Origin of the sequence: Helicovermis profundi (assembly GCF_033097505.1) — a bacterium.
In the GTDB taxonomy this organism is placed as follows: Bacteria; Bacillota; Clostridia; order Peptostreptococcales; family Acidaminobacteraceae; genus Helicovermis; species Helicovermis profundi.
Genome location: NZ_AP028654.1, coordinates 1,184,657 through 1,200,518, shown reverse-complemented (window position 1 = coordinate 1,200,518; position 15,862 = coordinate 1,184,657). Strand labels below are relative to the sequence as shown.

Here is a 15,862-nt window from a genome sequence, read left to right as displayed (position 1 = left end):
CCCCCTAACTTATATCAATCTGCTCTATATATTTTTCACCATTATCAGCAATAAATTCTTTTCTTCCGCTTAAATTGTCACCTAAGAGTATATTAAACATATTCATAGTATCTTCTTCATTTTCAGGTTCTACTTCAATTAGTCTTCTACTCGTTGGGCACATTGTTGTCTCCCACATCATATCCGGCTCATTTTCACCAAGTCCTTTCGAACGTTGAATTGTGTATTTCCCCTTTAATTTTGATAATATATCCTGTTTTTCTTTTTCACTATAAGCAAAATGTGTTTTTTTACCTGATGTTATTTCAAAAAGAGGTGTTTCTGCAATAAATATTTTATTGTTATTAATAAGCGAAGGTGTTAATCTTTGAAACATAGTTAAAATTAGCGTTCTAATTTGAAAACCATCAACATCTGCATCCGTACATATAATAACTTTATCCCACCTAAGATTATCTAAATTGAATGTTTCTAAGTCTTTATTATGTTTAGTTTTAATTTCAACTCCACATCCTAAAACTTTCAATAAATCTATAATTATTTCACTTTTAAAAATTTTATCATAATCAGCTTTCAAACAATTTAAAATTTTACCTCTTACGGGCATAATAGCTTGAAACTCAGAGTCTCTTGCAAGTTTACATGCACCTAAAGCAGAATCACCTTCCACGACATAAATTTCTCTTTTCTCAGTTTCTTTTGTTCTGCAATCAACAAATTTCTTAACTCTATTTGTAACATCAAGTTTTCCGCCAAGTGTTTTCTTTAGATTAAGTCTTGTTTTTTCAGCCTTTTCCCTACTTCTTTTATTAATTAATACTTGATTAATAATTTTATCTGCAACATCTTTATTCTCTATAAAAAATATTTCTAATTTTGATTTAATGAATGAAGACATAAATTCTTGTATAAATTTATTTGTGATCGCTTTTTTTGTTTGATTTTCATAACTTGTTACAGTTGAAAAAGAATTTGTTACAAGCACTAAACTATCTTGTATATCAATAAAACTAATTTTCTTTTCATTTTTAGTATATTTATTTTCCCTCTTTATATATTTATCAATTTCATAAATAAAAGCTTGTTTAACTGCTTTATCCGGAGAACCACCATATTCAAGATAACTTGAATTATGATAATATTCTAAAAGGTTAACTTCGTTATTAAAAGAAAACGCAATCTCAACCTTTACTTTATATTCAGATTTATCTTCTCTATCTTTTCCTCTTCCTTCTTTTGAAAAGAACAAAACATCAGTAAAATTCTTCTCATTATTAATTTCTTCTAAATAATCTTTTATTCCATTTTCATAAATATATTCATGCGTAATTTCAGTATTTTCATCAATCAAAACAAATTTCAAACCACTATTTACAATTGACTGCCTTTTTAGAACATCCATAAAATGCTCAATTGGAATATCAATATCAGTAAATACATCAAGATCAGGTTTCCATTTATGTATAGTACCTGTTTTTTTATAATCAAATTTCTCTTTTATTAAACCACCAATATTTTCACCTTTTTCGAAATGCAATGAATATTTATATCCATCTCTAAAAACTTCAACGTCCATATATTCAGAGCTATATTGAGTAGCACATGTTCCAAGCCCATTTAATCCAAGTGAATATTCATAGTTTTCACCATCATTATTCTTATATTTTCCACCCGCATATAATTCGCAAAACACAAGTTCCCAGTTATATTTTTTTTCACTGTTATTGTAATCAACAGGAACTCCTCTACCATTATCAATTATCGTAATAGAAAAATCCTTATGTTTGATTATTGTAATTTCTTTTCCATATCCTTCACGAGCTTCATCAATAGAATTTGATAATATTTCGAAAAATGAATGCTTTGATCCATCAAGTCCGTCAGAACCAAAAATAACAGATGGTCTTTTCCTAACCCTATCAGCACCCTTTAATGAAGAAATACTTTCATTTCCATAAGTTTCATTGACTTTTTTCACTACTCCACCTCTTTACATTTTTATGTTTAGGTCATTTAGCACATTTATTAGTTTATCACTTAATAAGCACTCTTTCAAATATACTTTTGTGATTTCTATTGATTGTATATTTTTTATGTGCTATAATCACTTTAAGTTTTCTATTAGCGTACAAATGTACGTCATTCAAACACAGAGGTGATGAGATGGATAAAAACAAATATCTAGTAATTAGTATTGATGTGCTTCCAGAAGTTTTCGTTAAAGTTATTGAAGCAAAAGAACTTATAAAAACAGGAGCAGTAAAAGGAATTACAGAAGCTGCTAAAAAAGTTGGTATAAGCAGAAGTACTTATTATAAGTACAATGATCATGTATTTACTTTAAAAGAAGGTGCTATTGGCAAAAAAGTCACAATTTCACTTCTCTTATCACATGAATCGGGTGTACTTTCAAACTTTTTAAAAATAATAGCAAATAATAATGGAAATGTTCTTACTATTAGCCAAGATTCTCCTATAAAAGGTATTGCAAATGCTACCATTACATTTGACATTAGTAATATCAACTGTACTTTTTACGATTTACTTGAAATATTAAAAGACTTAGAAGGAGTTAAAAGGTTAGATTTAATAGCGATGGAATAACATTTGGAGGTAATATATGAAATCAATAGCTCTACTAGGATATGGTACTGTAGGTTCAGGGGTATATGAAATAATTGAAAAAAATTTAGAAGATATTAAAAATAAATACAATATAGATTTAAAACTAAATTTGATTCTTGTATCAAACTTAAAAAAGTATTCATCTCATAATGAATTTAATCTTTTTACAAACTCAATTGATGTAATAAAAAATGCTTCTCCTGACATCGTAATCGAAGTAATGGGTGGTTTACACCCTGCTTATGAGTATGTAAAATATTTTCTTGAACATTCTAAGCATGTTATAACTGCAAATAAAGACTTAATTGCAGAATACGGCGAAGAATTAATGAATATTGCAAAGCATAACAATGTTAGTCTAATGTTTGAAGCTAGTGTGGGGGGAGGAATTCCCATTCTTAAACCACTTAAAGAATGCCTAGGTGGAAATAATATCGAATCAATTGCTGCAATCATTAATGGTACAACAAATTTTATTCTTTCAAAAATGTACGATGAGAATATGGGATACTTTGAAGCATTAAAGTTGGCGCAAGACGCTGGTTTTGCAGAATCAGATCCAACATCTGATGTCGAAGGACTTGATGCAAGTAGAAAAATTTCAATTCTTTCTTCTTTAGCTTATTCAAAAAAAATAGATTGGAAAAAAATCAAAACTATTGGTATTACTGATATTAACTTAAATGATATTACAAACGCCAAATCAAAAAAACACAAGATTAAATTGCTTGCTATATCAAAACAAAACGATGGTGATGTGTATTTGTCTGTAAGACCTGTGTTCGTCCATAGAAGTTCATCGATAGGAAAAATTGACAATGAATTTAATGGAGTTGTAATCGATGGTGACTCAGTTGGAAATTTAATGTTCTATGGTAAAGGTGCTGGAAAATATCCAACTGCAAGTTCAATATTTGGTGATTTAATTGCAATTATGCAAAATCAAGTCGACAACAGTAATATTAAACTATCAAGTGATTTTAATTTTATTAAAAATTTTCCTCTAAAATCTAAATGGGTACTTAGAATAGATACTAATTTTCCAGATGAAACAACTTCTCAAATTCTAGATGAATTCAGTAATCTTCCTATTACTATTGATAAATCAGGTGATAACAAATCACTTTATATTACTGTAAGTGAATTTACTGAAGATGAGTTGCTTGAAAAAATCGAAAATTTAAAAAATATCTCTGTTAAAGTAACAAAGTATTTTTTAATTTATGAATAGAATTCTAAATATGGGTAATCGAGAGTTTAAAATACTAAGTTATAAGATAAATAATATAAATATTTAACAAATAAAATAAAAGGTGGTAATACTATGTGGAAAGGCTTAATCAATGAATATAAAAAATATTTACCTGTAAATGAAGATACAAAAATCATATCTCTCTCTGAAGGAAATACTCCTCTAATAAGAGCGACTAATCTTGAAAAAATATTTAAAGGCATAAAAATTTACTTAAAATATGATGGTCTTAACCCTACTGGATCTTTTAAAGATAGAGGTATGACTATGGCTGTTACTAAAGCCGTTGAAAGCGGTTCAAAAGCAGTTATTTGTGCTTCAACAGGAAACACTTCAGCATCAGCTGCGGCTTTTGCTGCAAAGGCAGGAATTAAGTGTGTTGTAATTATACCAGACAATAAAATAGCTCTTGGTAAATTAGCACAAGCAATAGCCTATGGAGCTAAAATTATCCCAATCAAAGGAAACTTTGATGATGCACTTGATATTGTAAAAAAAGTTAGTGAAAATAATCCAATTACTATGGTTAATTCAATTAACCCTTATAGAATAGAAGGACAAAAAACAGCTGCCTTTGAATTAATTGATCAAATTGGTGATGCTCCAGATTATTTGTTTATTCCAGTCGGTAACGCTGGAAATATAACAGCATATTGGAAAGGCTTTAAAGAATACAGAGATTTAAATAAATCTTCAAAACTTCCTAAAATGTATGGATTTCAAGCAGCTCTTTCAGCTCCAATTGTTGATAATAAAGTTATTAAAAATCCTGAGACAATTGCAACTGCAATTCGTATAGGAAATCCTGCTAGCTGGGACAAAGCAGTAAACGCTCTTGAAGAATCTGATGGATATATTGATAAAAGAAGTGATGAAAAAATAATGGAAGCCTATAAATTGCTTGCAAGAAGTGAAGGTATTTTTGCAGAACCTGCTTCATGTATTTCAATTGCTGGTTTAAAATTTGCATATGAAAGCGGAAAAATAAAAGAAGGATCTACAGTTGTGTGCGTATTAACTGGTAATGGGCTTAAAGATCCAGATGTAGCGATTTCATTAAGTCGTGACTTAAAAGTTTATGAAAATGACTATGATGTATTAGAAAAGGTAATACTAGAATAATGTTTACAATAAAAGTACCTGCAACTACTGCAAATATTGGTCCAGGATTTGATTCTATTGGGATAGCCCTAAACTTATTCAATGAAATAACAGTAGAAAAATCCGATAGTAAAATTTTTGATTGGGGTAATACTGGAATTACTCTATCAAAAGAAAAAAATTTAATATTAACTGCGCTTGAATATACAATGGATAAATTTAATATATCTTCTGGATATCATATTGTTTCAGAACAAATGGATATTCCAATATCTAGAGGTCTCGGAAGTAGTGCGGCATCAATTGTGCTTGGAGTATATGCTGCTTTTTTCTTAATGGATTTTAAGTTTGAAAAAGATAAAATACTAGAAATTGCCACTGAGCTTGAAGGGCACCCCGACAATGTAGCTCCAGCTATTTTTGGCAATTTAATTTCTTCAGCATTACTTGAAAATTCTGTTATTTATTCTAAAACTTATATTCCAAATGAAATAGTTTTTAATGTTTTAATTCCGGATTTTAAATTAAGCACAGAAAAAGCAAGAAGTGTTCTTCCCTCTTCCTATTCTAAAGAAGATTGTATTTTCAATATCTCTAGAGTTGCACTTCTAATTAGTGCTTTAAATAATAATGAAATTAGCATAATTAAATACGCTCTAAAAGACAGAATTCATCAACCTTATAGATTAGACTTAATTGAAAATGGACAAAATATTTTTGAATATTTAGATTCAATTAAGTCTTTAGGTTATTATATTAGCGGAGCGGGTCCAACTTTAATTTCACTTGATAAAACAAACACTGCTGAAAAAAATAAAAAGCTTATTAAAAATCATCTTGATAAATACAAAACAAATTGGTTAGTTAAAACATTAGAAGTTTGTAAAGATGGAGTAGAGCTAAAAAATATATCTGAAAAACAATAATTATATGGAGGTGAACTGTGAATAATATAATTGTTCAAAAATATGGCGGTACTTCTATGGGAGACGCTAAAAGAATTAAAAATGTTGCAAATAGAATTGTAAAATATAAAAATAAAGGCAATAAAATGGTAGTTGTCGTATCGGCTATGGGCAATACAACAAATTCACTAATTGAAAAGGCAAAGGAAATTAATACTTCACCTTCATCAAGAGAAATGGATATGCTCCTTTCTACTGGCGAACAAATTTCAATTGCACTTCTTGCTATGGCAATTGAAAGCCTTGGAGAAAAAGTTGTTTCTCTTACAGGAGCTATGTCTGGTATATATACAGATCAAAATCATAAGAAAGCAAGAATAAATAGGATAGACCCTAGTAGAATTTTTAATGAACTTAAAAGTGATAAAATTGTTATTGTTGCAGGTTTTCAAGGCATTACTTTTGATGGAAATATAACTACACTCGGAAGAGGCGGAAGTGACACAAGCTCTGTTGCAATTGCTGCTGCAACTAATGCAAAGCTATGCGAAATTTATACAGATGTGGACGGGGTATATTCAAGTGATCCAAGAAAAGTTCCAAAGGCTCAAAAAATGAAAGAAATAAGTTATGATGAAATGCTTGAACTCGCAAAACTTGGCGCTAGTGTATTACATCCACGTTCTGTAGAACTTGCTAGAAGACATAATGTTCCATTAGTAGTAAAATCAAGTTTTAATGATAATGAAGGAACTAAAATTATAGAGGTGAATACAAATATGGAAAAAGTATTAATTAGAGGAGTAACAATAGATAAAAATATAGCAAGAATCACAGTCGCAAATGTTCCTGATAAACCTGGTGTTGCCTTTAAATTATTTAAAAAACTTGCTGACAATAATATTAATATCGATATGATTATTCAAAACTTAAATCACGAGAATTCAAATGATATCTCTTATACACTATCCTTAGAAGATTTAGAAAATGGAAAAGAGATTTCTAATGAATTTTGCAAGGAAATTGAGGGCGGAAAAGTTTTAATAAAAGACAATGTAAATAAACTCTCAATAGTAGGTACTGGTATAGCTGGTAGTGCTGAAGTAGCCTCAAAACTCTTTGGAACACTTTATGAACTTGGAATTAATATTGAAATGATAAGTACTTCAGAAATTAAAATTTCATGTATTATTGAGGACAATATGTCAGATAATGCTATGCAAAAGGTTCACTCGGCATTTAAGCTCGATAAACTTGAAATGTCAAATTAAAACAATTATTAAGAAAAGACTAGCCTTTTACAATTAAAAGTTAGTCTTTTCTTTGGGGTTTTAAGTATAACAACTGATAATCAGTTATTAGCATTATTTAGTGCTTTTAGTATTTTTTCCGCACTTGCAGGGAGTTCTCTAATACGAACACCACAAGCATTATAAATTGCATCTATAATAGCTGGAGCAGCTGTATTTATTACTACTTCTCCAATAGATTTTGCTCCAAAGGGACCAGTTTCATCATTACCATCTACAAATTCAACATGTATATTTCCAATATCTTTTCTGCAAGGTATTTTGTACTGCATAAAAGAATCTGTTGCAAGTCTGCCTCTTTTCTCATAAACGACATCTTCTATTAGTGCCATTCCAATACCTTGAACAATTCCACCTTCAGCTTGTATTTTTGCTAAATTAGGGTTAATAACTGTTCCACAGTCAATCACTCCGTAAAAGTCAGCTACCCACACTTCTCCAGTTTCAGTGTCAACTTCAACATCTGCAAAACCAGCCATATATGGAGGAGCAGCTTTTTTAGGAACAAAAGATCCACTTGCTATAAGCTGAGTATGAATTAAATTATAGGTAATTTTATTTGAAAATTCAGCTAAAGAAATACTATCACCAGTTTTAATATTTTTAATTATTTCATTTTCAAATACAATATTTTCATTCGATGTATTATAGAATTTTCCACCATAACTTATAATCATTTCTTTCATTTTATTTGCTGCTTCTATAACAGCATTACCTGATGTATATGTCGTACTTGAAGCATATGCACCGCTATCAAATGGTGTTATGTCAGTATCTGCAGCGTATACGTTAATATTATCTATTTTTACATCTAATACTTCTGCAGCAATTTGTTTAAGAATCAAATCACTCCCTGTACCTATATCAGTAGCTCCGCTCATTAATGTGAAAAAACCATCATCATTTAGTTTAAGCGTCGCAGACGCCATATCTATATTTGGAAGTCCTGAACCTTGCTGAGCTATAGCAACTCCAACACCTCTTTTCTTTGATCCATTTGTTTCTACTTTATTTATTCGCCTAATCCAATCAATTGAACTCACTCCTGTTTTAACACACTCTTCTAACATGCAACTATCCATATACATTGGTTCTTTGCCTGCACCCTTTGTAATCATATTATAAAGAGGAGAAGTTTCACCTTGTTTAATCATATTTAGATTTCTTATATCAACACCATTCATATTAACTTTTTCAGCAAGTTCATTTATTGCGCTTTCTATAGCAAAAGTTCCTTGAGTAACTCCAAATCCTCTCAGTGCTCCTCCAGGTACATTATTTGTATAAACTGCTTTTCCTTTAAAATGACATGCTTCTATTTTATTATATAAAGTTAGCACTTTTTTACCAGCGGATCCAAAAGTTGTAATAGCATGTTCTCCATATGCACCTGTATCTGACAATCCATCTAATATAATTGCTTTAATTTCACCATTTTTCATAGCTCCAAGCGTTACTTTAAACTGCATTTTATGTCTTGAAGTAGTTCCATTAAATACATCTTTTCTTGAATAATTAATTTTTGCAGGTTTTGAAGTAAGTAGTGTAACAAGTGAAGGATAAAACTCCGAATGAGAAGTTTGCTTGGAACCAAATCCACCACCAACACGCGGTTTTATAACTCTAATTTTAGAAGTTTTAATTCCCAAAGATCTTGCTAAGTGCCTTCTTGTATGAAAAGGTACCTGAGTTGACGTTACAACCGTTAATCTTTCTTGATGATCTAAATAAGTATAAGTAGTTTGGGCTTCCATCATTGCCTGAGCCTGAGCCTGTGTCTTATATGTTCCATTAAATACAATATCGCAAGAATTTAGTACTTTTTCCATATCTCCATATTGTAAATCAATTTTAGCCGCAATATTTCGTTTTGGTTCAAATCCAATAGGTATTTTAGTAAAAATATCATCTTCTTTATGTACAATTATTTTATTATCAATTGCAGATTCAAAATCTAAAATTGGATCTAAAATTTCATAATCAATCTTAATTAATTTCATTGCTTTTTCAGCTATTTTTCCTGTAGTTGCAGCAATAATTGCCACGTCGTCACCTACGTGCCGAACATACTCATCCAAAATAAATTTATCATATGCAGATAATTCAGGGTAGCATTGACCTGCTCTAGTAAAGGGAATTCTTTTAATGTCTTTATAAGTTAATATACATTCAACTCCCGGTACTTTAAGCGCAATATTTAAATCAATATTTTTAATTCTTGCATATGCATGAGGACTCCTAAGCACTTTTACAATTAGTGATTCTCTAGGAGCAAGATCATCAGTATATACAGGTTTACCTTTCACAAGACTTATAGCATCTGATTTTTGTATATTTTTACCAACTTTTTTCATCTTGTTTCGCCTCCAAATACATTCTAATAGCTCTTAGCTGTCCTTGATAACCAGAACATCTACAAAGGTTTCCATTTAGATAATGAAGTATTTCTTCATCAGTTGGATTCTCAATACATTTTTCTAAATATAGTATACTCATAACTGTGCCTGGACTACAAAATCCGCATTGCTCTACTCCTTCATTAGCAAAATATTTAGCAATTTTTGTTGCTTCATTTTGTACGCCTTCTATGGTTGTAATTTCATGTCCATCAGCTCTACACGCAAGTGTAGCACATGAAAGTACAACTTTACCATCCATATGTACGCTGCAAGCACCACAAGATCCTGTATCACATCCTTTTTTTACTCCTAGATATCCATTTTTTCTTAAAACATCTATAAGATAGTCATCATAGTTCGCATTAAAAACTTTTTTCTCTCCGTTTAATGTAATATTAATTTTCATAAGATAGTACCTCCAAAAGTGCTCTTTTAAACAAAACTTTTGACATCGATTTTCTGTATTCACTACTTGAACGAATATTAGTTCCAAATTCTAACTCAGAAGAAAGTATCTCACTAGCTACTTCTAGACTTTCATTTGAAAATTCATTTTCATCCAAGTATGCTTGAGTTTTTACAGCCTCTATAGCCCTATTTGGACGCGCTCCTACAGCTACTTTAAATGATTTTTTTCCTAAATTCTTTTTACTATTATTTACTGAAATCGCAAGATTTAAGATAGCATAATCACTTTTCGTTTTTCTTATAGACTTAAATGATACTTTTTTTTCAATTTTTTTAAGTATTATAGATTCCAATATATCTATATTCTTAGTCCCAGATAATAAAAATTTATTTAAAGGCACAACACCTTCTTTATATAATTTTACATCTGCCCCAAGAGCAAGCAATGTAGTTAGTAAATCAGAAAAACCATACCTTGAATAGACAGTTGCTCCAACAGTTACGGAATTTCTCATTTGTATTCCAACTATATCGCTAACTGTTTTTCCAAGAATACCATTACAATAATTTTTTAGTATTTCATTTGTTTCAAGTTCATGAAATACCGTCATAGCACCAATTTCAATTCTATCCTCATATTCATTTACAAATTGAAGCCCTGAATCTGATAAATCTATTGCTAGTCGAATCGATTTTGATCCGAGTTTTAAAAAAGCTCCGCCTCCAATTAGTACTGATTTTTTATTATTTATTAATAGTTCATAGGCTTCATCTATACTTTTAGGTTTTTTATAATCTTTTATAGTTATCATATTTACCTCTTTTCTTAAAATTGTATCTGATACACAAATTTCTAAGCTCCAGCGTGAAAAAAATGCACGCTAAAGCTAAGAAATTATTTTTCTGTTATTAACCTAATTATGCCATTTCAGATTTTTCCTCTTTTTTTATAGTATTTTTTTCTTTAGGGAAAATTATATTAAAAATAAGTGCTAAAATTCCTGATGCAACAACTGCATCTCCAAAGAATTGATGAAGCACGCTCGGCATAAATTCAAGAGAACTTGGAACTTGTGAAAATCCTAGACCTAAACTTAGTGCAATAGCTAATATTGAAGCATTTCTTTGATCAAGTCCTGTTTTCATTATCATTCTAATTCCACTAATCGTTATCATTCCAAATACCATAAGAACTGCACCACCTAATACTGGATTCGGAATGGCTGCACATATTGCACCCAGTTTTGGAACAAAACCTGCAAGAATTAAGAATCCAGCTCCAGTTGCTACACTATATTTATTAACCACTCCTGTTAAAGCAATAATTCCTGCATTTTGACCATATCCTGTATTTGGAAGAACACTAAATAGAGCTGCAAAAGCACTACCAACACCATCAGCTACTACCGCACCTGACATTTCATCATCTGTAGCTTCTCTTCCAAGTCCACTCATTGTAATTCCTGAGATATTCCCAAGCGTTTCTAAACCCACTACTAAATAAACTGCAGCAAATTTTAGAATTGCATCAAAATGAAATTCAATACCATATTTAAGTGGAGTCGGAAAACTAATCCAACCTGCCGCAGCAACATTACTAAAATCAACTAATCCCATTGGAATAGCAACTATATAGCCAATTATAATTGCAACTAATAGTGAAGCTAATTTCATAATGCCTTTTGCATACTGCTGAAGTACTATTATTATTAGAAGTACAAGAAATCCTAAAAGTAAATTTTTAGGTGATCCAAAATCTTTTGCACCAACTCCACCAGCAAAATAATTAATGCCTACTGGAATAAGCTTAAGACCAATAGCAACTAAAACTGTACCTGTTACAATCGGCGGGAAAAATTTTCTAAGTGGCTTTAAAAAGAATCCCATACCAATTTCTGCAATACTACCAATTAACGAAGCACCTAAAATTCCAGGCAGTCCATATGCCTTACCTACCCCTATTGCAGTTGAAACGAATGCAAAACTTGTTCCCATAACTAAAGGTAATCCTGCACCAACTCTTGAAACTGGATATAGCTGAATTAATGTTACGAGCCCTGAAACAAGCATACCTGCCTGTATCATAAAAGCTTTTTGTTCTGGTGGAAGTCCAAGCACATTGCATATTATTATAATTGGCGCAATATTTCCTACGAACATTGCAAGTACATGTTGCATGCCTAATGGAAAAGCTACTGAAAACTTTGGTTTCCCCTCTAACTTATAGACACTGTTTTTTTCTTCATTCATAAATCTTTCCCCCTTATTTTATTAAACTAGAAAAAATAATAGTATGTAGAATTTTCTAAAATTTCTGAAATTAATAATTATCCAAAAAATAATAACAAAAAAAGGTCAACACAAACCTTACGGTTTACGTTGACCTTCAATAAGCTTAATATTACATTATCTTAAAAAATTGCCACACATTAATATATTCAGTTTTTAAACAAATTTGGAATCTTTTTTTGCACTTTGTCAAAATAAGCACATCCAACGTTAATAGTATAACATAAATTAGTAGTTAAATTCAAGTGTAACTTTATACAAATTATTTTATGAAAATAAGTTCTAAATTTTCAATGTTATTTTTAGAATCAATTCTCAATTGACTAAATTCAACTTTTTTAGAAATTTTTTCATAAATAATATTCGATATTTCTTTCTCATATTCTTTATATAAAGTTTCTCTCATAAAATTTACGATTTCAAAATTTTTATTTTTTTCTAGTAAACTTTTTTCTAGTTGAGTTAGTGTGCCTTTTAATACTATTTTTATAAATTCTCCTTCTAGCTCAAGTAGTATATTAAGCGGACCTTTACCAGTTTTTTTCTTAATAAAATTAGATATTAACACTTTCAATTCTTTTTCAATATCTTTAATTGAATCATTGTCATAAATATTACCATTTGAAACAAAGAGTTTTTTTTGTTTTAATACTTCATTTGAAATATCATGTAAAGTTGATAGAAGTTTATCTGTATCAACTGGCTTAATAATATATTTTACTATTCCAACTTCTACAGCGTTTAAAATATCATTAGAATCAGACAGAGCCGATATAATTATTATTGGATTATTAAACCCTCTTGAACGAATCTTTTCTGCCATAGCAATTCCAGTCATTGGACTCATTTTAACGTCAGTAATAATAACATCAGGTTTGAATTTTAAAAACAAATCTAATCCCTCTTCGCCATTCTTTGCAATATATAATTTTTTTAATCGTCTTTTTAAGAATTTTGATAGGCCTTCTCTTGTCATTTCTTCGTCTTCAACATATAGTGCACTTATATATTTTAGTGATTTGAATTCACTCATAATTCGCTCCTTTTACCCCCATAAACTACTTAGGAATTGTTATAGAAAATTTAGCACCGTTCTCATATCCTAGTAAATTTACTTCACCTTTCATTTGTCCTTCAATAATATTTTTAACAATATAAAGTCCAAGTCCTGTCCCCTTATCAGTTTTTTTAGTTGAAAAATAAGGTTCAAATATTTTATTTACGCAGTTCTTTTCAATTCCAACGCCATTATCTTCAATGGTTAGTATAATATTTTCACCATCTTCTTTTACCTTAATTTCTATTCGTTTTAAATCAATATTTGTATCTGAAAGTGAGTCAATAGAGTTATTAAGCAAATTAAATAAAGCTTGTTCAAAATAATTTTTATCACAAGTCAACGAAATAAACTCGCTACAATTTAATACCAAACTTATGTTGTAAAATTCTAAACTATTTTTTAACATTAATAGAACGGAACTTATTGTGCTGCATACATAAAACTCTTTATCAATGGTTTTAGGCTTTAAGAAATTTCTAAAAACATCTATAGTTTCAGACATCTTTTGTATAAGGGTTTTTGAACTTTTGATATAAGAATCCATTTCTTCTTTATCAAGCTCATTGTACTTAAATGAATCCTCCAAATTAGATAAAATTATCCCTAAATTGTTGAGAGGTTGTCTCCATTGATGTGCAATATTGGCGACCATTTCCCCCATTGCTGCGAGTCTTGCCTGATATAGTAATATAATTTCTTTCTTCTTGTTCTCATCCAATTCTTTTTTAAATAATCGCTCCAGTTCAATATTAATATTTTCTAATTTAAAGGAGAGTTTCTCTTTTTTATCATAAATTTCATACTCATTATCAAAAAAATTATTTAAATTTTCATCTTTAATTTCAAGTGCAACATCATTTATTATCTTACGAAATCTATTCTCTGCTCTTTTAACAGCCTTTTTTTCAAGTTTTTTATAAGTAATATCCAGTATCATTCCTAAAAAAACTTGGTCTTTACTCTCTGGGTCTACCATCGAACTCATAAATAGCTTTCCCCAAAATTTCTTCCCATCTTTTCTAATATAGCATCTTTCAACTTCTATGCTTTTTACTAATGCATTTTTAAGGCTTTCAAATTTTACATTATTGTCTTTAGAATTATCTTTTGCAATAATATCAAATATATTACTTTTAATAAGTTCATATTCTGAATATCCAGTCATTTCAATCCATTTTTTGTTAACACTTAATATATTACCTGCTACATCAGTCAATGTTATTCCTAAAAACGCACTATTGAAAAGTAACTGGTACCTTTCATTATTAAGATTAATTTTTTCTTCTACAGATTTTCTGTAAATAATCTCATTTTTTAAATTTTTATTTTTTCTTGTTACAAATAATATATATAAAATAATAAATATTATTAGAAGTAAAATTGTAGTATCTTTATAGTATTTCGCTATTTTTATATTTTTCTTTTCCTGCATCGTTCTATAGTCAAAAATATAATTATTAACTTCAATCGGACTGCTAATTAATTTTAATTTATTTAAAATAAGGCTCATTTGATTCCAACGATGCACATTAATGTTCCCAGTCTGGACAATTGGATATAGCGAAAGTTTTTGTATTTCCTTTGCCTGAAAAATATTATACTCATACTGCTGCCTTTTATCTTTGTCTTTTGAATAAAAATGTTCAACTATTTTTCTAGAAATTTCTTCTGGATTTTTAAGTGCATATTCCCAACCTTTAATTGTTGCTTTTCGAAATTTTTCAACTAAATCCGGATCATTTTCCGCTAGTTGTTTAGATGTGAATAGACTATCACCATAAAAATCAATTCCATAATCAATTGGTTTAATTTCTTTTACTTTATATCCCTTTTTTCTAGCTTGGTATATAACTTTCCCTAAATATTCTGGTATTACATCATACTTTTTTTCAAGTAAATCTTCAAATGTTAGTATTGTTTTTTCTGGCAACAACTCGTTTGTATCAAATGAAAAACCCTCACTTAATAACATTGCTTTAAGCTCAATATCTAATAAATCGTTTTTTCTTCTTGCAACATGAAGTTTTTTAAAATCATAGACTGAATTAAACTTTGTGTTATCAAGCATATAATAGGCTACTGCACTCTTTTGAAAAATTGTTGAAACAATACTTAGTTCTTCGCCTTTATCAATTGCAAAAAGTATATCAACTGCTCCCACTCCAAAATCTGCATTACCTTTATTGACTTCATCAGGTGCTAAGAGCACATTTCCATCATCATCAAAGCCTGATTTTATATTTACGTCAATTCCCTCGTCAGAGTAATAACCATTCCAAAGAGCTGTATAATAACCAGCAAATTGAAATTGATTTTCCCACCTTAATTGAAGAATCACTTTCTTTTTAATTACTTTATTGTCGTCACAATAAGATATATTTAAAGAAGATGCCATTAAAATTAAAAGTAATATTAATGCGATTAACCTTGTATAATTTTTAAAATAATAACTATTCACAATTTTTTTAGTTAAGATTCTTTTTAATAACAATCAATTCACTCCAATATTATAC

General features: G+C 29.6%; 12 protein-coding genes. 5 read left to right on the top strand and 7 right to left on the bottom strand.

Annotation, left to right across the window (positions count from 1 at the left end; genetic code table 11):
- Window positions 1-4 precede the first annotated feature (4 nt).
- Window positions 5-1,978 (bottom strand): DNA gyrase/topoisomerase IV subunit B, encoded by a 1,974-nt coding sequence (locus tag AACH12_RS05200; RefSeq protein WP_338537000.1) that lies wholly within the window; start codon window positions 1,976-1,978, stop codon window positions 5-7.
- 185 nt (window positions 1,979-2,163) lie between these two features.
- On the opposite strand from AACH12_RS05200, the gene AACH12_RS05195 reads away from it, so the two are divergent.
- The 5 genes from AACH12_RS05195 (at window position 2,164) to AACH12_RS05175 (ending at window position 7,154) form a co-directional block, all read left to right on the top strand.
- Window positions 2,164-2,604: an ACT domain-containing protein gene (locus tag AACH12_RS05195; RefSeq protein WP_338536999.1), complete on the top strand. Its 441-nt coding sequence runs from the start codon at window positions 2,164-2,166 to the stop codon at window positions 2,602-2,604.
- A 16-nt stretch (window positions 2,605-2,620) separates the two neighbouring features.
- Window positions 2,621-3,856 (top strand): homoserine dehydrogenase, encoded by a 1,236-nt coding sequence (locus tag AACH12_RS05190; RefSeq protein ID WP_338536998.1) that lies wholly within the window; start codon window positions 2,621-2,623, stop codon window positions 3,854-3,856.
- 93 nt (window positions 3,857-3,949) lie between these two features.
- Window positions 3,950-4,999 carry a threonine synthase gene (thrC, locus tag AACH12_RS05185; RefSeq protein ID WP_338536997.1) on the top strand — a complete coding sequence of 350 codons (1,050 nt, stop codon included), beginning with the start codon at window positions 3,950-3,952 and terminating at the stop codon, window positions 4,997-4,999.
- Complete coding sequence (thrB, locus tag AACH12_RS05180; protein WP_338536996.1) at window positions 4,999-5,904, top strand: homoserine kinase; 906 nt, start codon at window positions 4,999-5,001, stop codon at window positions 5,902-5,904. Before thrC ends, thrB begins: the two co-directional genes overlap by 1 nt.
- A gap of 17 nt (window positions 5,905-5,921) precedes the next feature.
- Window positions 5,922-7,154 carry an aspartate kinase gene (locus tag AACH12_RS05175; RefSeq protein ID WP_338536995.1) on the top strand — a complete coding sequence of 411 codons (1,233 nt, stop codon included), beginning with the start codon at window positions 5,922-5,924 and terminating at the stop codon, window positions 7,152-7,154.
- A gap of 80 nt (window positions 7,155-7,234) precedes the next feature.
- Here the strand turns inward: AACH12_RS05175 and AACH12_RS05170 are convergent, their stop codons facing one another.
- The 6 genes from AACH12_RS05170 to AACH12_RS05145 form a co-directional block, all read right to left on the bottom strand.
- Window positions 7,235-9,547 carry a xanthine dehydrogenase family protein molybdopterin-binding subunit gene (locus tag AACH12_RS05170; RefSeq protein WP_338536994.1) on the bottom strand — a complete coding sequence of 771 codons (2,313 nt, stop codon included), beginning with the start codon at window positions 9,545-9,547 and terminating at the stop codon, window positions 7,235-7,237.
- A complete protein-coding gene (locus AACH12_RS05165) occupies window positions 9,531-9,998 on the bottom strand; it encodes a (2Fe-2S)-binding protein (protein WP_338536993.1) in 468 nt (155 codons plus the stop codon). Before AACH12_RS05165 ends, AACH12_RS05170 begins: the two co-directional genes overlap by 17 nt.
- A complete protein-coding gene (locus AACH12_RS05160; protein WP_338536992.1) occupies window positions 9,988-10,812 on the bottom strand; it encodes an FAD binding domain-containing protein in 825 nt (274 codons plus the stop codon). The genes AACH12_RS05165 and AACH12_RS05160 overlap by 11 nt, the downstream gene beginning before the upstream one ends.
- Window positions 10,813-10,918: 106 nt before the next feature.
- The gene (locus AACH12_RS05155) at window positions 10,919-12,250 is read right to left on the bottom strand and encodes a uracil-xanthine permease family protein (protein WP_338536991.1); all 1,332 of its coding nucleotides are present in this window, start codon (window positions 12,248-12,250) and stop codon (window positions 10,919-10,921) included.
- Between the two features lie 301 nt (window positions 12,251-12,551).
- The gene (locus tag AACH12_RS05150) at window positions 12,552-13,322 is read right to left on the bottom strand and encodes a Na-translocating system protein MpsC family protein (protein WP_338536990.1); all 771 of its coding nucleotides are present in this window, start codon (window positions 13,320-13,322) and stop codon (window positions 12,552-12,554) included.
- A gap of 25 nt (window positions 13,323-13,347) precedes the next feature.
- On the bottom strand, window positions 13,348-15,840 hold the full coding sequence (locus AACH12_RS05145; protein WP_338536989.1) for an ABC transporter substrate-binding protein: 2,493 nt from the start codon (window positions 15,838-15,840) through the stop codon (window positions 13,348-13,350).
- Between the last annotated feature and the right edge of the window lie 22 nt (window positions 15,841-15,862).

Bases quoted from the DNA above. Each gene is read 5' to 3' on its own strand.
- AACH12_RS05150 (WP_338536990.1), bottom strand. From the start codon at position 13,322: ATGAGTGAATTCAAATCACTAAAATATATAAGTGCACTATATGTTGAA.
- AACH12_RS05160 (WP_338536992.1), bottom strand. From the start codon at position 10,812: ATGATAACTATAAAAGATTATAAAAAACCTAAAAGTATAGATGAAGCC.
- AACH12_RS05195 (WP_338536999.1), top strand. From the start codon at position 2,164: ATGGATAAAAACAAATATCTAGTAATTAGTATTGATGTGCTTCCAGAA.
- AACH12_RS05170 (WP_338536994.1), bottom strand. From the start codon at position 9,547: ATGAAAAAAGTTGGTAAAAATATACAAAAATCAGATGCTATAAGTCTT.
- AACH12_RS05190 (WP_338536998.1), top strand. From the start codon at position 2,621: ATGAAATCAATAGCTCTACTAGGATATGGTACTGTAGGTTCAGGGGTA.
- thrC (WP_338536997.1), top strand. From the start codon at position 3,950: ATGTGGAAAGGCTTAATCAATGAATATAAAAAATATTTACCTGTAAAT.
- thrB (WP_338536996.1), top strand. From the start codon at position 4,999: ATGTTTACAATAAAAGTACCTGCAACTACTGCAAATATTGGTCCAGGA.
- AACH12_RS05165 (WP_338536993.1), bottom strand. From the start codon at position 9,998: ATGAAAATTAATATTACATTAAACGGAGAGAAAAAAGTTTTTAATGCG.
- AACH12_RS05155 (WP_338536991.1), bottom strand. From the start codon at position 12,250: ATGAATGAAGAAAAAAACAGTGTCTATAAGTTAGAGGGGAAACCAAAG.